This window comes from Streptomyces sp. NPDC033221 (genome assembly GCF_055577005.1).
This window is the reverse complement of sequence record NZ_JBVIQN010000051.1, coordinates 1-18,260: the sequence shown is the minus strand read 5'-3', so window position 1 is coordinate 18,260 and position 18,260 is coordinate 1. Positions and strand designations below refer to the sequence as shown.

At 73.1% G+C, this 18,260-nt stretch carries 16 protein-coding genes and 1 tRNA gene; 8 read left to right on the top strand and 9 right to left on the bottom strand.

All coding sequences use genetic code 11. The annotated features are described in order from the left end of the window. Window positions 1-16: 16 nt before the first annotated feature. Complete coding sequence (locus tag ACZ53K_RS39035) at window positions 17-3,259, bottom strand: amidohydrolase family protein (protein WP_468846782.1); 3,243 nt, start codon at window positions 3,257-3,259, stop codon at window positions 17-19. Between the two features lie 258 nt (window positions 3,260-3,517). On the opposite strand from ACZ53K_RS39035, the gene ACZ53K_RS39030 reads away from it, so the two are divergent. Next, complete coding sequence (locus tag ACZ53K_RS39030) at window positions 3,518-4,441, top strand: alpha/beta fold hydrolase (RefSeq protein WP_468846780.1); 924 nt, start codon at window positions 3,518-3,520, stop codon at window positions 4,439-4,441. 37 nt (window positions 4,442-4,478) lie between these two features. Here the strand turns inward: ACZ53K_RS39030 and ACZ53K_RS39025 are convergent, their stop codons facing one another. Further along, window positions 4,479-5,381, bottom strand: a complete 903-nt coding sequence (locus tag ACZ53K_RS39025) for a transketolase family protein (RefSeq protein WP_468846778.1) — start codon at window positions 5,379-5,381, stop codon at window positions 4,479-4,481. A gap of 106 nt (window positions 5,382-5,487) precedes the next feature. Further along, window positions 5,488-6,243, bottom strand: a complete 756-nt coding sequence (locus ACZ53K_RS39020; RefSeq protein WP_468846776.1) for a transketolase — start codon at window positions 6,241-6,243, stop codon at window positions 5,488-5,490. 55 nt (window positions 6,244-6,298) lie between these two features. Here ACZ53K_RS39020 and soxR point away from each other — a divergent pair, with 55 nt between their 5' ends. Then, window positions 6,299-6,796, top strand: a complete 498-nt coding sequence (soxR, locus tag ACZ53K_RS39015) for a redox-sensitive transcriptional activator SoxR (protein ID WP_468846774.1) — start codon at window positions 6,299-6,301, stop codon at window positions 6,794-6,796. Here the strand turns inward: soxR and ACZ53K_RS39010 are convergent. Next, the gene (locus ACZ53K_RS39010; protein WP_361592677.1) at window positions 6,777-7,070 is read right to left on the bottom strand and encodes a YiaA/YiaB family inner membrane protein; all 294 of its coding nucleotides are present in this window, start codon (window positions 7,068-7,070) and stop codon (window positions 6,777-6,779) included. The two genes, soxR and ACZ53K_RS39010, sit on opposite strands and share 20 nt — an antisense overlap. Window positions 7,071-7,261: 191 nt before the next feature. On the opposite strand from ACZ53K_RS39010, the gene ACZ53K_RS39005 reads away from it, so the two are divergent. From ACZ53K_RS39005 to ACZ53K_RS38985, 5 genes are all read left to right on the top strand, one after another. Further along, window positions 7,262-7,338 (top strand) — tRNA-Pro (locus ACZ53K_RS39005). Between the two features lie 504 nt (window positions 7,339-7,842). Further along, window positions 7,843-8,325, top strand: coding sequence for a hypothetical protein (locus tag ACZ53K_RS39000; RefSeq protein WP_468846771.1), 483 nt, complete (start codon window positions 7,843-7,845; stop codon window positions 8,323-8,325). Continuing rightward, on the top strand, window positions 8,318-9,622 hold the full coding sequence (locus ACZ53K_RS38995) for an MAB_1171c family putative transporter (protein ID WP_468846768.1): 1,305 nt from the start codon (window positions 8,318-8,320) through the stop codon (window positions 9,620-9,622). Before ACZ53K_RS39000 ends, ACZ53K_RS38995 begins: the two co-directional genes overlap by 8 nt. A gap of 59 nt (window positions 9,623-9,681) precedes the next feature. Then, window positions 9,682-10,932 carry a cytochrome P450 family protein gene (locus ACZ53K_RS38990; RefSeq protein WP_468846766.1) on the top strand — a complete coding sequence of 417 codons (1,251 nt, stop codon included), beginning with the start codon at window positions 9,682-9,684 and terminating at the stop codon, window positions 10,930-10,932. A 317-nt stretch (window positions 10,933-11,249) separates the two neighbouring features. Next, complete coding sequence (locus tag ACZ53K_RS38985) at window positions 11,250-12,503, top strand: D-alanyl-D-alanine carboxypeptidase family protein (protein WP_468846763.1); 1,254 nt, start codon at window positions 11,250-11,252, stop codon at window positions 12,501-12,503. 212 nt (window positions 12,504-12,715) lie between these two features. Here ACZ53K_RS38985 and ACZ53K_RS38980 read toward each other — a convergent pair whose 3' ends face one another. Further along, the gene (locus ACZ53K_RS38980; RefSeq protein WP_468846850.1) at window positions 12,716-13,000 is read right to left on the bottom strand and encodes an SDR family NAD(P)-dependent oxidoreductase; all 285 of its coding nucleotides are present in this window, start codon (window positions 12,998-13,000) and stop codon (window positions 12,716-12,718) included. Window positions 13,001-13,480: 480 nt separating this feature from the next. Here ACZ53K_RS38980 and ACZ53K_RS38975 point away from each other — a divergent pair, with 480 nt between their 5' ends. Next, entirely contained in the window at window positions 13,481-14,038 is a 558-nt protein-coding gene (locus ACZ53K_RS38975) for a DUF309 domain-containing protein (RefSeq protein WP_468846848.1), read from the top strand. Window positions 14,039-14,121: 83 nt separating this feature from the next. Here the strand turns inward: ACZ53K_RS38975 and ACZ53K_RS38970 are convergent, their stop codons facing one another. The 4 genes from ACZ53K_RS38970 to ACZ53K_RS38955 form a co-directional block, all read right to left on the bottom strand. Beyond that, entirely contained in the window at window positions 14,122-15,153 is a 1,032-nt protein-coding gene (locus ACZ53K_RS38970; protein ID WP_468846760.1) for a TolB-like translocation protein, read from the bottom strand. A gap of 74 nt (window positions 15,154-15,227) precedes the next feature. Next, entirely contained in the window at window positions 15,228-16,490 is a 1,263-nt protein-coding gene (locus tag ACZ53K_RS38965) for an MFS transporter (RefSeq protein ID WP_468846758.1), read from the bottom strand. A 21-nt stretch (window positions 16,491-16,511) separates the two neighbouring features. Next, window positions 16,512-17,492 (bottom strand): metallophosphoesterase family protein, encoded by a 981-nt coding sequence (locus ACZ53K_RS38960; protein WP_468846756.1) that lies wholly within the window; start codon window positions 17,490-17,492, stop codon window positions 16,512-16,514. A 122-nt stretch (window positions 17,493-17,614) separates the two neighbouring features. Next, window positions 17,615-17,947, bottom strand: coding sequence for a DUF427 domain-containing protein (locus tag ACZ53K_RS38955; RefSeq protein ID WP_468846754.1), 333 nt, complete (start codon window positions 17,945-17,947; stop codon window positions 17,615-17,617). Window positions 17,948-18,260 lie beyond the last annotated feature (313 nt).

Genomic DNA, 18,260 nt, shown 5'->3' with positions numbered 1-18,260 from the left:
ACGCGGGCCCGGCCGCTCAGTCGGCCGCCCCGCAGCATGAGTCCCGCCGGTGCTGCCGCCCGACCTCCAGCCAGTGCGCCTCACCCGGCCCGGCCTTGACCGCACGGTCGGTCGTCGACGGGAACGCCTCGACCAGCTCCCGCGTCTCGAACAGCCGCCCGCCCCGCAGCGTCGCCGTCGTACGGACCAGCGAGTCGAAATCGGTGAACGGGTCGCCGTCCACGATCACCAGGTCCGCCAGCTTGCCTTCCTCCAGCGTGCCGAGGTCCTGGTCTGCGCCGAAGACGCGGGCGGGCAGGGCGGTGGCGGTACGCAGGGCCTGAGCCGCGGTGAGCCCGTACCGGTGCAGTGCGCGCAGCGCCAGGTGCAGATGCAGGCCGATCGGTGTCAGCGGCTGGTCCGTACCCAGGGCGACGAGACCGCCGCCGCGCAGCACCCGCCGGTAGACGCCGACCTCGGTCTCGATGTCGCCGAGCTGCTCCGGGGTGGGCCGCTGGCCCGCGTTCTCCCGCGCCAGCGCGGCGTCCCACGGCGGCATGAGGGACGTGACCCGGTCGTCGTCGGCGAGACCGGGGTCCTCTCCCAGCAGCACGGAGGCGGTGAAGGGGGTGGCGATGAGGTGGAAGTCCGTGTCGGTGTAGATCTCCTCCACGTCCTGGTAGGCATGGCCGGAGGCGGACACGGCGTGCCCGAACTCCAGTCGCTGAGTGGCTTGCAGATGGGTCGTCAGGTCTTGCCCGAGCTGCACGCCGGGGGACAGCAGATGGCTGCCGGACCGTACCCCCAGCCGCTGGTGCGCGAAGCGCGCGGCCTCCTCCATGATCCAGCCCGGGGCCCGTACGTACGTCTTGACGAAGTCCCAGTCCAGCGCCGCGCCGCGCTCCAGCGACCGGCGCAAACCCTCCCGCGTGGCATGGGCGCGGCCCATGCTGTAGGCGACGCGGCTGCCGTCCAGCAGTTCGCCGCAGGACAGCAGCCGGGGGCCGACCAGCGTGCCGGCGGCGACGGCCTCCCGGATGCGGGCCTGCTCGTAGGAGAAGCCGCCGAAGGAGACCGCGGTGGTGATGCCGTAGGCGAGCTGGAGCGCGGTCTGCCGGCCTCCGTACGTCGTCTGCCAGGGGTGGGTGTGCGAGTCCCACAGGCCGGGGATCACGGTGCGCCCGGACGCGTCGACGCGGCGGGCGGCACGCCGGCCGGCCGCCCGGCCGTGCGGCTCGACGCCGGTGATCCGGCCGTCCCGCACCACCACGTCGACGTCCTCGCGCACCTCCTCGCCGGTGCCGTCCCAGAACCGGCCCGCATGCACGACCGCGTCCCGGGCGCGCGATCCACGGTGGTCCAGGTCCACCCTGACCGTACGGGCGGAGCCGCCGTCCACACCGGTCAGCCGCAGCCGGCCGGCCGACAGGTACAGCAGGGTGCGGGAGTCGCCGGACCAGGACGGGTGGTCGGCGCTCTCGTCGGTCAGCCGGCGCGGGGCGCCGTCGGGGGTGCCGTCCGGGCGTACGGGGACCACCCACAGCGCGGATTCGGCGATCAGCGCCATCCAGCGGCCGTCCGGCGACCAGACGGGGCCCGAGTCGTAACGGTCGGCGATCGACCGCAGTGTGTGCCCGGGGTCCGGGGCGTGCAGCCGGTCCTTTCCGGTGCGGGTGTCGACGATCCGGATGAGGTTGTAGCCCTCGCGGAAGCGCCGGTTGAGGCGGTTGCGGTCGCAGAAGACGACGTAGCGGCCGTCCGGGGACCAGCTGGGCCGGCCCGGGACCCCGCCGCCGCCCAGGGGGGCGGTCACTGTCTCCTTGCCGTCGGCCAGATTCCGTACGACGAGATTTCCCGACATGTCGATGGTGGCGAGCCGCCCGCCGTCCGGCGACAGGGCGGGCTGCACCCGGCCCCCGCCCACCAGCACCGTCTCCTCGCCGGTCGCCAGGTCGTGCCGGCGGACCGCGAACAGTCCGTCCCGGTCGTCGGCGTACAGCAGGGAGCGGCCGTCGCGGGCCCAGCTCGGCCCGAGGACGTACCGGGTGGCGTCCGCCCGGACGAGCCGCCGCGGCCTGCCGCCCGAAGCGGACACCAGCCACAGCGAGTTGAGGGCGGCGAAGGCCACCTGGCGCCCGTCGGGGGAGAGCGCGGGCAGGTGCACGCCGCGTACCGGCCGGACGCCGGTGCGCTCGAAACCGTAGTCCTTGACCTCGTAGCGGGGCCGCCGTACCGGCAGGTCGGCGTTGAAGGGAATGGTTTCCGCGGAGTTCGGCGCGGCGGGCCGCAGCACCGTGAACTGTCCGCCGACGGTCAGCAGCAGCTCCTCGCGCGAGATCCAGCGCGGCGGTACGGGCTCCACGTCACCGTCCACCGGGATCTCCGCGCCGTCCACCACGAGGGCGCACGTCGCGCCGGGGCGCTCGGTGGTCCGCAGATAGGCGAGCCGGACTGCACCGCCCTTCGCGGCGGGCGCCAAGGCCGGAACCATGGCCTGGGTGCCGGCGACGGCCGTGTGCTCGGTGGCGACCTCGCCGCCGCCGTCGGCCCGTACGGACGCGATGGTACGGCTGTCCAGGGCCGTATCGGACACCGCGCCGCGCACGAACCACAGCCGTTCACCGTCCGGCGACCAGGTGGGGTCGAAGTCCTCCCACGCGCCGTCCTGGTGGGGGCCCTGCTGCCCGTCCCGCCCGGTGACGCGGGTCAGCTTCCGCGTCCGTACGTCCAGCACCCAGATCCGGTACGGACTGCCCGCCACCGGATCACCGCCCCGCTCGGACGCGAAGGCGATCCGGGTGCCGTCCGGCGACCAGGCCGGGCCGCGGTCGTCCCACGGCCCGTCGGTCAGCTGCCGCAGGTCCGAGCCGTCGGGGCGCAGCGTCCAGAGGTGGAAGCCGCCGCCGCGGTAGGCGCAGACGGCGAGCCGGCTGCCGTCGGGGGAGAAGACCGGCCGGGTGGGTTCCAGGTCCGGCGGCGTCAGCGCGCGGGCCTCGCCGCCGTCGCGCGGCAGGGACCACAGGACGTTCTGGACCTCGGCGATCAGCCGGTCGCCGGCGGGGGAGAGGGTACCGGCGCCGTTCGTGGCGGCGGTGAACGAGAGGGTGGGCAACCGGGCGGTACCGGCGGCGTGCGCGGTGGCGGCGAGCGGTCCCGGCAGCCCGGCCAGGCCCGTGACCGCCGCGGCGGACGCCGTGCCCTGCAGGAAACTGCGCCGGGAGAAGGGCCGCGGAAGGCGCGCGGTCCGGGAAGCGTTGTCAGATCTGTCCGTGGTGTCCAACGGTCCTCCAGCAGTGGGGGGTTGCGTGGGTCGGTGGCCTGCGGCGAGCCGACTGATCGTGTCACGCGCTGCTGGTCCGAGGTCAACACCTCGCGGAAGGCGCGTCCCGGCAACAGCCGGAAGAGCCTCTTGGCCGGTGGCGGGTTCCGGGGAGAGAGTGGGGCCGAAGATCCGCGGCGGAGGCCCGCAGCGGGCGGCCCGCCCACCTGCCACCTCCACCCCGCACCCCCTACGTTCCGGCAGTCAGGAGAGCGCGCCATGCAGGCCGTACAGCAGGACTTCCACCAGGCTCCGGACGGTGCCCGCATCGCCACGTACACCTGGCTGCCGGAATCCGGACCGCCGCGAGCGCTGGTCCAGATCGCGCACGGCGCGGCGGAGCACGCCCGGCGCTACGACCGGTTCGCACGCTTCCTGACCGGCCACGGCTACGCGGTGATCGCCTCCGACCACCGGGGCCACGGCGCGACGGCTGCCTCCACCGGCGGCCTGGGCGTCGTGGGTGACGACGCCTGGCGCGCCATCGTCAGCGACCTCAAGCACATCGGAGACCGGGCCGGCGCCGGCCACCCCGGCCTGCCGCTGTTCCTCCTCGGCCACAGCATGGGCGCGATGCTGGCCCGCGACTACGCTCAGGAGTACGGTGCCGACCTGGCCGGCCTGATCCTCAGCGGCACCTTCCGCAGCCTGCCCGGAGCCGAGATCGAGACCAGCGTCGCCACCCTGGAGGCGGAGATCGCCGAGAGCGGCCGGGCGGCCCGCTCCGGCTTCGTACCGCACCTCTTCAGCTCCTTCAACGACCCGTACGAGCCCCGCACCGGTTTCGAATGGCTCTCCCGCGACACCGCCGAGGTGGACCGCTACGTGGCCGACGAGGCATGCGGCTTCCCCTTCAGCGCCGGGCTGGCCCTGGACTGGGTACGCGCGGTCCGCAAGCTCAACGACCCGCGCAACCTCGCCCGCGTACCGCTCGGGCTGCCCGTCCACCTCGCCGTCGGCGACCAGGACCCGTGCAACCAGCGGCTGACGCAGGTCGCCGAACTCCTGGAGGACTTCCGCTACCTGGGCCTGCGGGACCTGACCTGGCGGGCCTACCCCGGGGCCCGCCACGAGATCCTGAACGAGACCAACCGCGACGAGGTCCAGCGGGATCTGTTGATGTGGCTGGACGAGCGGGTATAGCGGGCGTGGGCGCCAGGCGCCGCATGGACGACCGGCCTCACCGGCTGAGGAAACCGGTGATCCGCTCGCGCAGCGAGCGCGCGTCCAGGCCCTGGCCCGCCACGTGCTCGTCGAGCTGCCCGTAACGGCGCAGCTCCCGGCGCCCGACGCCGAGCCCGAGCACGCGGTGCGGCACGTGCGCCAGAGCGTCGTTCGCGTGCCGGGTCGAGGTGCCCTCGTGGTACGGCTCCACGATCACCACGTCCGCCGCCGTCGACCCGGCCACCGCGGTACGCAGCGCCGCGGCGTCGAAGGGCCGGACGGTCGTCGCGTACAGCACGGTCACGTCCAGGCCCTCGGTCGCGGCCAGGACGTTGTCCAGCATCGGCCCGACCGCGAGCACGACACCGCCGCGCCCCTCGCGCACCGTGAGGAAGCGCGCTCCGTCGACCGCCCGCGGCGCTTCGTTGCCCTGGACGGACAGCCGCACATAGACCTTGTCGTCACCGGCCGCGGCGGCGTGCCGCAGCAGCGTCTCGGCCTCGTCCGGGTGGCCGGGGACGTGCATCGTCCAGCCCTCCAGGCTGTCGAGCAGGGCGATGTCCCCCGGAGCCATGTGGGTGAAGCCACCGGCCGGCCAGTCGTACGAACCGCCGGCGCTCACCAGCACGCCGCCCACGTCCTGGTGCCCGAAGTCCAGCTTCACCTGCTCGAAGGGGCGTTCCACCAGAAAGCTGGCAAAGGTGTGCATGACGGGCCGCAGCCCGGACAGGGCCAGGCCGCCGCCCACCCCGACGAGCAACTGCTCTCTGATACCGACGTTCACCACCCTCCGGGGGTGGCGTTTCCGTGCGGACCGGAAGCCGTCCACGCCGATGTCGGCGAGGACGACCGCCAGTCGCGGGTCTTCGTCCAGCAGCTGGGTGGTGACCGAGGCGAAACGTTCGCGCATGGTGTCCATCAGAGTGATCCTTTGTGAAGTCGGTGGGGGCGGGTGATGCGGGGCGGGGCGATGCGGGGGCGTGCGGGTACGGGTACGGAGCCGGGGCTGGGGTCGGGGGCCCGCCTCAGGCCGCCTCCGCCTCTGGCTCCGTCTCCGGCTCGCCCGCGTGCTCCTTGGCCTCCACCCGGGCGATCACCGCGTGCGGCCGGTCCGGGTGCGGCGCGGTGAACGCCGCGTACAGCGCTTCGTGGTCGCGCCCGTCCACGGTCACCGCCGACCAGCCGGCGGCCTCGAACCGCGAGGCGATCCCGCCGCGCCAGCCGTGGGACGACGAGGAGTTGTCGACGACCAGCGTGTGCAGCCGGGACAGGCCCGCGGCACCCGCGTACGCGATGGCCTCGTGGTTGCTGCCCTCGTCCAGCTCGGCGTCGCCGATCAGCACCCACACCGCCGGGTCGGTGAGGCCCTGGGCATGCAGGCCCAGCGCCGTTCCCACGGCCAGTGGCAGCCCGTGCCCCAGCGAACCGCTGCCGATCTCCGCGCCCGGCACCAGCAGCCGGTCCGGGTGGTGGCCGAGCGGCGAGTCGTACGAGCCGAAGCCCGGCAGCCACGCGGTGGGGAAGAAGCCCTTGGCGGCGAGCACCGCGTAATAGGCCATCGGGCCGTGCCCCTTGGAGAGCAGGAAGCGGTCCCGGTCCGGGGCCTCGGCGGTGGCGGGGGAGACCCGCAGCACCCGGTCGTAGAGCACCCACAAGGCGTCGAGGGTGGAGGTGGCGGCCGGGCCGTGCTTCTCGTCCCCGGTCATCAGGCTCATCAGGCGCGGGAGTTCGGCGAAGTCCGCGTCGGGTGAAGCGGGTCCGTTCGTGGTCGCGTTCGTCATGGAAGAGAGCCTGCAACTTCAAGTCCACTTGAAGTCAAGCGCTAGTCTGACGGGCATGACCTCATCCCACGACCGCCTCCCGATCGGGGAATTCGCCGGGCGCAGCGGACTGGCCGCCTCCGCGCTGCGCTACTACGAGGGCCTGGGCCTGATCCACTCCGAACGCACCGGCGGCGGCCAGCGTCGCTTCGCCCGTGCCACCCTGCGCCGGATCGCCTTCATCCGGGCCGCCCAAACGGTCGGTCTCTCCCTGGAGGAGACCAGCGCGGCCCTGGCCAGGCTGCCGCAGGACCGCGCCCCCAACGCCACCGAGTGGAACAAGGTCGCCCGCACCTGGACCCGCCGCATCGACCAGCAGATCGCCGAACTCCAGAAACTGCGCGGCCAGTTGACCAGCTGCATCGGGTGCGGCTGCCTGAGCATGCGCAAGTGCGGCCTGTACAACCCGGACGACGCCGCGGCCGTGAAGGGGGCGGGCGCCCGTTACCTCATGGGCGACCGCCCCGAAACCGTCGGCGTCCGCACGCCGGCCGTCAGACCTGACCCGGCTTGAAGACGTCCTGCTCGATCAGGAGCTTGTCGATCCTGGCCTTGTCCACCCGGTTGGTGACCTCCTCGACCTCCTGCCGGTCCCGTACGCACTTGGCCAGCGTGAACGCCGACGAGACCACGAAGACCAGACCGAGCCCGAGAAACCCCCGCTCCCAGGCGCCCACGGGCAGCTTGGCGATCCCGACCATCAGAGCGACGAGGGAGAGCCCGAACGAGATCGCGGACTGCACGAAGAAGGCGGTGGTCGTCGGCCGCTGTATCGAAGGAGTGGTCATGCGCGTAGCGTCCCGCCACCTCGCCGGGGGCGCATGAGTACGCGTACTCATCACCCCGCACGCCCCTGCGGGCCGGTCCGCGGCGGCCGGGGCCGTGCCGCCACCCGGAACCTGGCGGTGGACACCCCCTGACATGCGGTATTGTTCTCATGCGCGGCCAGCCGGGGGAGAAACCCGCACCGGCCGGGCATCGGGACGTGGCGCAGCTTGGTAGCGCACTTGACTGGGGGTCAAGGGGTCGCAGGTTCAAATCCTGTCGTCCCGACCAGCGTTTTCGCAGGTCGTAGGCCGTTCTCGCAGGGATGCGGGGGCGGCCTTCGTGGCGTTTCCGTACGGGGCCGGCGGCCGGGGCGGGGTGCGGAGCCGGCCGAACGGGCCGGGGTGTGGCCGCGGTTCGGGGGACGGTCGGGTTGGGAATCCTTGGCGGCGGGTCGCCGTTTCCCGGTTTTTCACTGTCCGTAAGTGCACTGGTGCGCGATATCGCGCGCGTGACACGATGCGGGCTGCGGTTTCGGCGGTGACAACTGCGTGCGGGGCGCGGGCGGCCGGGATCCGGGGGAGCACAGCCGGGGGGCGGATGCTGATGGGGGGCGCGCGGACCGGAAACGGGGCGCGGAGTGTGCGCGCGAAGCGGTGGGGGCGGCTGCGCGCGGGCGCGCGGGCCCGGCGTGGACGGTATCGGTGTGAGCGGCTGGTCAGGGAGCTGGGCCTGCCCACTCCGACAGGTCTGGCGGACGTGTGCGATGCCGTCGCGGCGCGTCTGGGGTGTTCCGTGCGAGTGGCCCCGGTGCGGCTGGGCGGCGCGGCCTCCGGGCTGACGACCCGTGCCGCCGACGGGTACTGGATCTTCTGCGAACTCCGGACCACACCCTGGCACCAAACACACATCGTGCTGCACGAACTGGGCCGTCTGCTGCTGGACCACGGGACGGCCGAAGCGTCTGAGTGCGACACGCCGGGCCGCTACGGGCCCGGCCGCCGGGCGGCGGAGGTGCTGGGCGCGCTGCTCATGGAGCGGGTCGTGCCATCGGCGGTGGACCGTGAACCAGAGCTGACGGGGCAGGACGCCGCCCTCGCCGCCGCTCTGGCACCCGCGCTGCGGCACCGGCGCGCCGAGTGGGACGGCAGCACGGGCCGCGACAGTGGCGGAGTCGGCAGGGAGGGCGGCGCCGGCGGGAAGGACGGATTCGGCGGGGAGGGCGGCGCCGTGGATGGTGCCGGTACGGGTGACTCGGACGGGGGATCGAGTGTTTGACGTGCTGTATCTGTGTTTCGGCGCGGTGGCCTGGACGGTCGTCGCCTTCAAGATCCGTGCCTGGCTTCACGACCGCGGCAACGCGGACCTGGGGCTGACCTGTGTGATGAGCGTGGGCGTGGCGACGGTGTTCGTCTTCTCCGCGCCCAGCGTCTACCAGGGGTTCGACCGGCTGACCGGCGTGCCGAACCTGGCGATGGTGTGCGTCTACTCCTCGGTCGTGGTGTTCGCGGCCGGCGCGTTCGTCCTGCTGCTGCGCTGGAACGGCGGCACGGGCGCGGAAGGCCGGGCGCGGGCCCGGCAGCGGTCCCGTACGGCCGTGACGGTCGTGGCCGCGGCCTGGGTGGCGGCGGTGGCCTGCTTCGTCTTCGGGCGGCCCGACGACGTCGAACACCCCCGCGACTTCAGTACGGCGTACGCCGGATCGCCGGGAGTGATGGCGTTCCTGGTGCTGTATCTGGCCATTTTCGGCACGAGCCTCGCGGGCCTGGGCACCCTCTGCCCGCGCTACGCCCGCCGGCTCGGCCCGTCCTGGCTCGCCGGCGGGCTGCGGGTGCTGGCAGCGGGCTGCTGGCTCGGCCTGGTGTACTGCGCCTGCAAGCTGGCCGGCTTCGCGCTGTCGTGGGCCGGGCACGAGGCGCTGTGGCTCTCCAACGGGGTGGCGCCGCTGTGCGCTTCGGTCGCCGCGGTCCTGGTGCTGGCCGGGCTCGCGCTGCCCGCCGCGGCCACCCGGGCGTGCGCCTGGCGCCGGCTGCGCCGGCTGCACCCGCTGTGGAAGGACGTCGCGGCGCAGGCCTCCGAGGTGACCGAGCGGCATGCCGCCTGGTCCGGCCGGTGGCCGCTGACCGGCCTGCAGTGGCGCGCCGACCAGCAGATGGCGGAGATCCGGGACGTCCAGCGCGGCATCCGGCGGTACGTGGAGTCGGACACGATCGACATCGCGCGCGAGCGCGGGCGTGCGGTCGTGGCGGACGAACGGCAGCTGGCTGCCGTCGCGGAGGCCGCCGCGCTGCGCCGGGGGCTGGAGAACCGGGCGATCGGGCTGGTGCCCGTCCTCGGGGCCGACAGCGTGGTGGTGACGGCCGACGAACGGCCCGGGGCGCGCCCGCCGCACTGGGCGGCCGGGGCGCGGGAGCAGCTGCCGGAGGGCCGGTTCGGTACGTGCGGGCCGAGCAGGGTCGCCGAACTGGCGGCGGAGTACGAGCACTTGGCGCGGGTCGCGGACGTCTATCATTCACCGCTGACCGACACGGTGCTCACCGAACTGCGGCAGCGCAGCGCCATGCAGCAACACTGAAGCCGGTGGCGCCGCCGGGCGCCGACCGTCCCGGCGGCCACCCCCTAGAGTCGTGGACCATGCAGAACACCGCCGAGACCGGCCCCGACGACCTCATCGATGTGACGTACCTTCTGGACGACCCGTACACCGGCTACGACGCGCTGCGGAAGGCCGGGCCCGTACACCGCATCGCCGGCCCCGACGGGCAGCCCGCGTGGCTGGTGACCCGGTACGAGGATGTGCGCCGGGGCCTGGCCGATCCCCGGCTCTCGCTGGACAAGCGCCACGCTCAGGGTGGTTACCGGGGCTTCTCACTGCCGCCCGCGCTGGACGCCAACCTGCTCAACATGGACCCGCCGGACCACACACGGGTGCGCCGCCTGGTGGCGAAGGCGTTCACCCCCGCCCGGGTCGAGAAGCTGCGGGATCCCGTGCGGCGGCTCGCGGACGGCTTGCTGGACGCGGTGGCGGACGCGGGCCGTACCGACCTGATGGAGAGTTACGCCGGTCCGCTGCCCATCGTCGTCATCTGCGACCTGCTGGGCGTACCGGAGGCGGACCGCCCGGACTTCCGGAGCTGGACGGACGCGCTCATCACGCCTGACCCCGCCCGGCCCGAGCAGATGAAGAAGGCGGTCGGGGCGATGATGCGCTATTACACCGGCCTGATCGCGGCGAAGCGGACCGCGCCGGGGGACGATCTGCTGTCCGATCTGATCATGGTCAGGGACGGCGGTACGGAGGGCGGTGGTACGGACGGCGGTGCGGGGCCGGACGCCGCCGGGGACCGGCTCACCGAGGACGAGTTGACCTCGCTGGCCTTCCTCCTGCTCTTCGCCGGCTACGAGAACACCGTCCATCTCATAGGCAATTCCGTACTCGCCCTGCTGGACCACCCCGACCGCCTCACGGCGTTGCGTGCGAATCCGGCCGAACTCTCCGGGGCGGTGGAGGAGTTCGCACGCTACGACGGGCCGGTCGCACTGGCCATCCGCCGGTTCCCCGTGGAGGACGTGGAGTTCGGCGGCGTACGGGTGCCCGCGGGCGAGACTGTGCTGCTCTCCCTTGCCTCGGCCAATCGGGACCCGCACCGTTTCGCCGATGCCGGCGTGCTGGATCCGGGCCGCGATGCCGGGGGCCACCTCACGTTCGGGCACGGCATTCACTACTGCCTCGGCGCGGCCCTGGCACGGTTGGAGACGGAGACCGCGCTGGCCGCTCTCATCAGCCGTTTTCCCGGGCTGCGGCTCGATGTTCCGCGGTCCGCGCTGCGTCACCGGCGGACGCTGCGCGCACGTGGCTTGATCTCGCTCCCCGTCGCCTGGTAATCGCGGGGCGAACAAGTTTTTGAGGCATAACCGTTCCTTCATGCGGTAGAAAGGTCGTGAGGCCCGCCCGGTGTGCATCCCCCGTCGCACCGGGCGGGTCCTCGTGCGTACGGGGCCGGTGCGGCCCGAGCGTCGCGCCGCGGGCCTGGTCGGCGGCCCCCGGCCCCGTCGTGGCCGCCCGTGAGCCTTTGGCCTCTGCTGTGCGAGATGTGCGTCGAACCCCCGCATCCCGCCCGCATCCGTTCCGCTTTCCGGCGCTTCGGCCGTCTGGCGTAGGCCCGTCTGCGGTCCGCGTGCGCGCTTCCTAGCGTGAAGGCATGGCACTTCACGCGCTTTTGTCCCGGAAAGCCGGTGTGCTGGCCGTCATCGCCGCCACCGGGCTGACGCTCACCTCCATACCGGGGGCGGCCCACGCCGGGCAGGTGACGGCGGGCCGGCGGGCCGTGGAACCGGGGGCGGGGGCGGCCGAGGGGCGGGCGGCGGACCAGCTGGGCGACCGTACGGGACGCGAAGTGCTGGGGGCCGGGGCCCCCGCGCTGCCGGACGGCGTGTCGGCCCGGGCCTGGACGGTGACCGACGTCCGTACGGGCGATGTGCTGGCGGCCCGCAACGCGCACCAGCGGCTCGCGCCGGCCAGCACCCTCAAGACCCTGTTCGCGGTCACCGTGCTGCCGAAGTTCCGCGCGGGGGCCGTGCACAAGGTCACCCCGCAGGAGCTGGCGGGCATCGGCCCGGGCAGCAGCCTCGTCGGCATCAAGGAGGGCCGCAGCTATCAGGTCGCCGATCTGTGGCGCGGTGTCTTCCTGCGCTCCGGCAACGACGCGGTACGGGTGCTTGCCGCGATGAACGGCGGCTGGGCGGCCACGGCCAGGGAGATGCAGGCCCGGGCGCGGCAGCTGGGCGCCAAGGACACCACGGTGAAGTCCCCGGACGGGTACGACAGCCCGGGGCAGGTCTCCTCGGCGTACGACCTGAGCGTGTTCGGCCGCGCGGGCCTCGCCCACGCGGACTTCGCCAGGTACTGCGGCACGACGACAGCCCGGTTCCCCAGCAGGGGCAGTCCCTCGTTCGAGATCCAGAACACCAACCGGATGCTGTCCGGCGCGAACGGGACGCGGCGCTACCCCGGCATCGTCGGCGTCAAGAACGGCTACACCAGCAACGCCGGCAACACCTTGATCGCAGCGGCCGAACGGGGCGGTCGCACGCTCCTGGTGACGGTGCTGAACCCGCAGTCCGGCGCGTCCAACGCCGTGTACAACGAGGCGGCGGCACTGCTGGACTGGGGCTTCAGCGCCGTGGGCAAGGCGCGCCCGGTGGGCTCGCTCCAGGCCGCCGCCGCGCCGGGCGGCCGGGCAGCCCCGACGGCCGACGGAGCGCGGAGCGGGTCCGGACACCGCTCCGCCTCGGCGCGGCCGGTCGCCGCACAGGTCTCCCGGGAGCCCGGACGGTGGTCGGACACCACGGCGTGGGCGGTCGCCGGCGGTTTCTCGGTGGCCCTCGCGGTGGGAGCGGTGTACGGCTGGCGGATGTACGTACGCGGCCGGCGCACGCCCGGGGACGGTTCCTGAACGGCTGATCCCCAGGGACGTACGGGTGCTGGGCACCGTCGTGTTCCGGCCATCTCGCGGCCGGCCCAGAGCCAGGCGCAAAGGGGTGTCCGACTGGGACTCGCTGAAGAAGCCGCCGCTGGGCTGGGGTGCGGACGAGGCGGTGGCGAGCCGGACAGGGGTCTGCACCCCTTCGTCCGGGGTGATGGCGATCGGCCGGAACAGCGGAGCGCTCAACCGCATCGGCCCGCCGGCGTTGCTGTGCCGTCCGCTGTCTGCTCGTACCGGGGGAAGGCCGCCCCCGCGTTGTTGATGAGGATGTCCACCGGGCGGCTGTCGGCAGCGAGTTCCGCGGCCAGGGCCCGTACCTGTGACCACTGATCCAGATCGGCGGTGAACGTCCTCGGCGGGCCTGCTTCCCGCTCCGAAGAGCCCAGGCCGTGCAGGCTTTCAGCGGCGTCCCGGGTGCGCTTCGCGTCCCGGCCGACAAGGACGACGCTGTGCCCGGCCTTGACCAGGTGGTGTGCAGGATGACGCGATCACGCAGCGCGCAGCCCCCGGGGGTGAGCTGATGACTTTCACGCGGCGGTCGGTGGGGTGGGGCATACGGCGGACCAGGCCACACTTCTCCAGCCGGTCGATCCTTGGAAACTCCCTGCGCTTTGCCGACGGTCCCGCCCGGCGCGGACCGGTCCGCGGGGACGCCTCCTGTCGGTTCCGGCTACGGCCCGCATCACTTCGCGGCAGTCTCGGGAGAACAGGGCCCGGTCACACCCTGCACAATCGAAACCGTGAACGTGACACGACACGACGAGGGCGGCGACCCGGCCTGCTGGCTGGACCGGGTGTGCCGGGAGTGCGGCCGGATCACGGACCGACCGGCGGAGCCCGGCTGCGAACACTGCGGAGCCGGAGCTGGAACCGTAGGCAGGTCCGGAGCCGGTGCCGGGGCCGCCGACGCTCCCGTGGCGGCCCCGCCGCAACCGGAAGGACGGACCATGGCTGCCCGCGACCCGAACCGAGGACTGGACACCGGCCTGCCCGAAGCCCCGGGCGCGGACCCGGCCGGTGTCCGGGACCGGGACCCCGAGGGCCGGGCCCGTAACGCCCGGCCGCGGGACGGTCTCGGGCGCCCGCTGCCGTACGGCGCGCCGGGCGTGGCACGCCAGCCCGAGGGTGTCGAACGCAGTCCCCGCGAGGCCCTCACCGAGGCACAGGACCTCCTGGACCGCGGACTGCCCTTCCACGCCCACGAGGTGCTGGAGGACGCCTGGAAGATGTCCCCCGAGGCGGAGCGGCAGCTGTGGCGCGGTCTCGCCCAGCTGGCCGTCGGCCTGACCCACGCCGCCCGGGGCAACGCCAAGGGCGGCGCGGCGCTGCTGCTCCGGGGCGCCGGTGCCATCGGCCCGTACGCGGACACCGTTCCGTACGACATCGACGTGTCCGGCCTCACCCGCTGGGCGCAGGGGCTGGCGGACCGGCTCGACGGGCCGGTGGACGCGGCCGGGAGCGCGCCTCGCCTGTGCGTCGGCGAGGGTCCCCGGACGGCGGGTTAGCCGCCCGGCGGAGCAGCGCCCGGTCTCGGCCTCGGCCAGCGTCTCGGCCTGGGCCGGAGCCCCGGCCCAGGCCCCCGCCCCGGTCAGCGCACCAGCGCCGGCGACGAGGCCCCGGCCACCCGTAGCGCCGGGGCGCCCGTGCCGTCCGCCGGGACGGTCCAGATGTCGCTGCCCTTGCCGCCGCTGCCCGGCAGCGCGTAGCCGAGCGTGTGGTCGTCCAGCCAGGCCGCCTGGTCGTCCACGCTGCGCTGTTCCGCGAGCGGATGTTCGCGCATGGTGCGGAGGTCGAGCACGTACAGCCGCCAGGGGTCGCGGGCCGCCTCCCGTACCCGCTTCTTGAAGGCGAGGCGGGTGTTGTCGGGCGAGAGCGACGGGCACTCCAGGTTCTCGCGCAGGGTGCGGGCCTCCCAGCGGCGCATGTCGCCCTCGACGAGGTGGGTGCGGCCCTTGGTGGAGACCGTGGCGTAGAAGCGGTTGTCGTCGCGGGCGAAGGTGACGCCCCAGTAATTGACGTCGGGGGAGTGGTAGCGGCGGCCGTCGAGAGTGAGCGGGATGTCCTCCATGTTCTTGATCAGGTAGCCGGTGCGGGTGTCGAGGATGGACGTACGGGTGGAGAAGGACGTGGTGGCGTAGGAGTCGCCGGTGGCGAACATCGTCCAGGACAGCATCCGGCCCGAGGCGGAGACCCGCGCCCGGTTGGGGATGCCGGTCAGGGCGATACGGCGCTTCTCCCGCAGCCGTTCGTCCAGTACGACGGCGTACGAGGCCGGGGGGATGCCGGGGCGGCGCTGGAGGCACAGGGCGGTGCCGCCGGCCGCGTAGAAACGTTCGCAGGCGGGGCCGCCGGTGGTGCGGCGGTCCGGGGCCGGGGACGCGTCCGCTGTCAACGCCGCAGCGGCGGCGCCGGGACCCGCGGCAGGGGCGGCCACGCGCGCGATCCGCCCCGCTCCCTCCCCGTCCCGCGTACTGCGGAAGTACAACTGCCCGCGGTCCAGGCCGAACGCCGAGGGTGTGTCGGCGGAGTCAGCGCGCCGGGCCGCCGACACCGTGTAGACCACGGCGACCGTGGTGAGGACGGCCGTGGCCACCGCGATGGCGATGATGCGAGCGCGCATCGAGAACCCGGCGGGGTGGCTTCGGCGGGCCGTGCCCGTTGCGTCCTCCGTCTCCGGGAGGTCTGCCGTATCCGTCACGACCACGAGGACCGCCTTTCCGTACGGGGGAGCAGTGCGGCGGCGCCCGCCAGGGCGGCCGCGAGGACGAAGGCGGCGGCGACCAGCGCCGCCCGGCTGCCCCACAGTGTCCAGACGGCACCGAACCCGGCCGCAGCGAGCAGCCTGCACAGCGCCTGGCCCGTTTGCAGCAGGGCCATGCCGCTCGCCTGGCGCGCCACCGGAAGGACCGGCCCTGCCAGAGCCATCAGCACGCCGTCGGTGGCCGCGTAGAACACACCGACCAGCACCAGCACACCGGCCAGCAGCACAGTGCCGTCGCCGACGGTGAGCAGCAGCAGGTAGGCGGCGAGCAGTGCCGCGTGGCCGAGGAGGAACGGCACCCGGCGTCCGATGCGGTCACCGAGCCACCCGGCGGGCACCGCGAGCAGCAGGTAGACCGCGGCGGTGCCGAGCGGCAGCAGCGGGAACCAGCGCACCGCGAAGTCCAGTTGCCGCTGGAGCAGCAGGTAGACGAACGAGTCGCCGATGGTGGCCGCGCCCAGGAGGGCGGCGGCCAGCATGATGCGCCGGAAGGCGGCGTCGCGCAGCGGCTCGGCGATCCGGCTGCGCAGCGGGACCCGCGGCCCGGCGGCGGGTGCGGCGGCCGCCGGGCCCAGGGCGTCGCGCCCCGGCACGAACGCGACCAGCAGCAGCACGCCCAGCAGCCCGACGCAGAAGCTGACGACGAACACCGCGTCGTAGGCATCGGCGGTCGCCCACAGCAGGGCGAACGCGGCCAGCGGTCCGAGCAGCGCGCCCGTGGTGTCCATCGCGCGGTGCACGCCGAATGCCCGGCCCAGCGCGTCGGGCGGGCTGCTGAGCGAGATCAGCGCGTCGCGCGGGGCGGTCCGTACGCCCTTGCCGATGCGGTCGCCGGCGATGGCCGCGCTGATCCCGGCTGTGCCGCCGCCCGCGAGCAACAGGCCCAGCCGGGAGAGCGCGGACAGCGCGTAACCGGTGCCGGCCACGAGCTTGTGCCGCCCGCCGCGGTCGGCGGCGTGTCCGCCCACCAGCCGTACGAGTGCGGTGACGCCGTTGTAGAGCCCGTCCAGGAACCCGAACTGGAGGGGCGAGAGGCCCAGTTGCAGGACGAAGTAGAGCGGGAGTACCGCGGTGACCATCTCCGAGGAGATGTCGGTGACCAGGCTGACCGTGCCGAGCGCGAGGACCGGTCCGGCGACGCGGCCGCGCGTCAGCTTCGAGGTGGCGGCGGCCGCGTCCGTGGTGGCGAGATACATGGCGGGTGGGTCCCGGGCCGGTCAGTGGCACTGGTAGGACGGGCTGCTGTCCTTCGTCTTGCCGTCCGTGCCGATCAGGTCCCAGGAGAACCCGTCCTCGGTGAGGTTCAGCTTGACCACGCCGAAGGTCTTCGTCAGCCGCTTCTCGCTGTTCGGCTGGACCTCCTCGATCGTGTACGGGTTGGCGCCGCCCATCCCGGCGAGCAGTTCGACCAGGCCCTTGGGGTCGGCCTTGCCGTCCGCGTCCTGCGGCGCGAAGCGCTCGTAGTGGTGGTCGTGCCCGTTCAGGACCAGCTCCGCCTTGGCGTCGTACAGCAGCTTCCACACCGAGCGGCTGACCGGCTGGTTGCCGTGCTCGCCGGAGGAGTACAGCGGGTGGTGCCAGTAAGCGGCCACGCACTTCTTGGAGTTGGCGGCGAGGTCGTCCTTGAGCCACTTGGCCTGGGTGGAGTTCAGGCTGTTGGAGTCCAGCGCGACGAAGTGCCAGTTGCCGTGGTCGAAGCTGTAGTAGCTCTTGCCCTTGGGGTAGGCGACGGAGCCGAAGTAGGACTTGTAGCCGGCCAGCTTGCCGGCCGGGTCGTACGTCTCGTGGTTGCCGGCCACCGGGTGGGTCTTGGCCTTGAAGGCGCCCCAGGAGGTGTCGTAGTACTTCTGGAAGTCCTCCAGCCGGGCGTCGTCGTACTGGTTGTCGCCCATGGTGAGCACGAAGGCCGGGTCGATCTTCTTGACCTGGGCCGCGGTCTTCGGGTGCACACAGCTGCTGCTGCTCGCGGTGCAGCGTTCGGCGATGTCACCGGCGGCGACCACGGTGAAGGCACCGGCCTTGGCGGCCGTCCGCTCGGGCGCGGCGTCCGCGCGCCCGGCCGGCGACCACAGCAGCGCACCGCCGACGAGCGCGAGGACCGCGCCCGCGGCGGTGGGTATGCCGGTGCGGGGGTTGGTGAGGAAGGGCCTGGCCGGGCGGGTGGTGCGGGACTTCGCGGCGCGGGGGGTGGGCGTCATGTCCGTCTCCTCGGTCGGCGGAGGTGCCGTTCGGAGGAATCTTGACGACAGCGCATGTACGCGTCAATAAGCCTGACGGGGAATAGTTAGGAAACTTTCCTACTCACCGCCGTGCCGTGCCCCTACCCCAACTCCGCCTCGTAGAAGCACAGGTGATCCTTGATCTGCGCGACCGCGGACTTCGGCGCAGGGTAGGCCCACGCGATGTCCTCCGGACCACCGGAAAGTGACCAGTAGGAGGCATCTCCCTTGAACGGGCAGTGGGTACGGGTGTCGGACGGAACCAGCAGATCCGTCCGTACATCCTCGGGCGGCAGGTAATAGCGCACCGGATAGCCGGTCTCGTGAAGCAGCAGCGGACGGCGGCTGTCGGCGACGACCTGGCCGTCGTGGACGACCCGGACGTGGTCGGTGCCCTGCTCGACGGTGATGCGGTGGCCTGGTACGGACGGCATGACGGTTCCTCTCCGGACGGGGGTGCGGCACTCCTAGAGTCGCACCGCGCGGCGGATGGACGGCCGACCCGGGACGGCGCGCCCCCGGCCAGCCGGGGACACGCCGTGCAACGCCGCCCTACACCTCCCGGAGCTGCGGCCTTGAGCCGGGTGGCCTCGACGACCGCGGCGAGTTCGTCGTCCTTCAGCCCGTGACGGTGGCCTTCACGCCAAGCCGCTTACTGACCTTGAATGCGTGATGTCGTCATGGTGGGGCGGGGATGAGTCCGGTGCCGGTGAGGCAGCCGTCGATGACGTCGCTGCGGTACTGGAG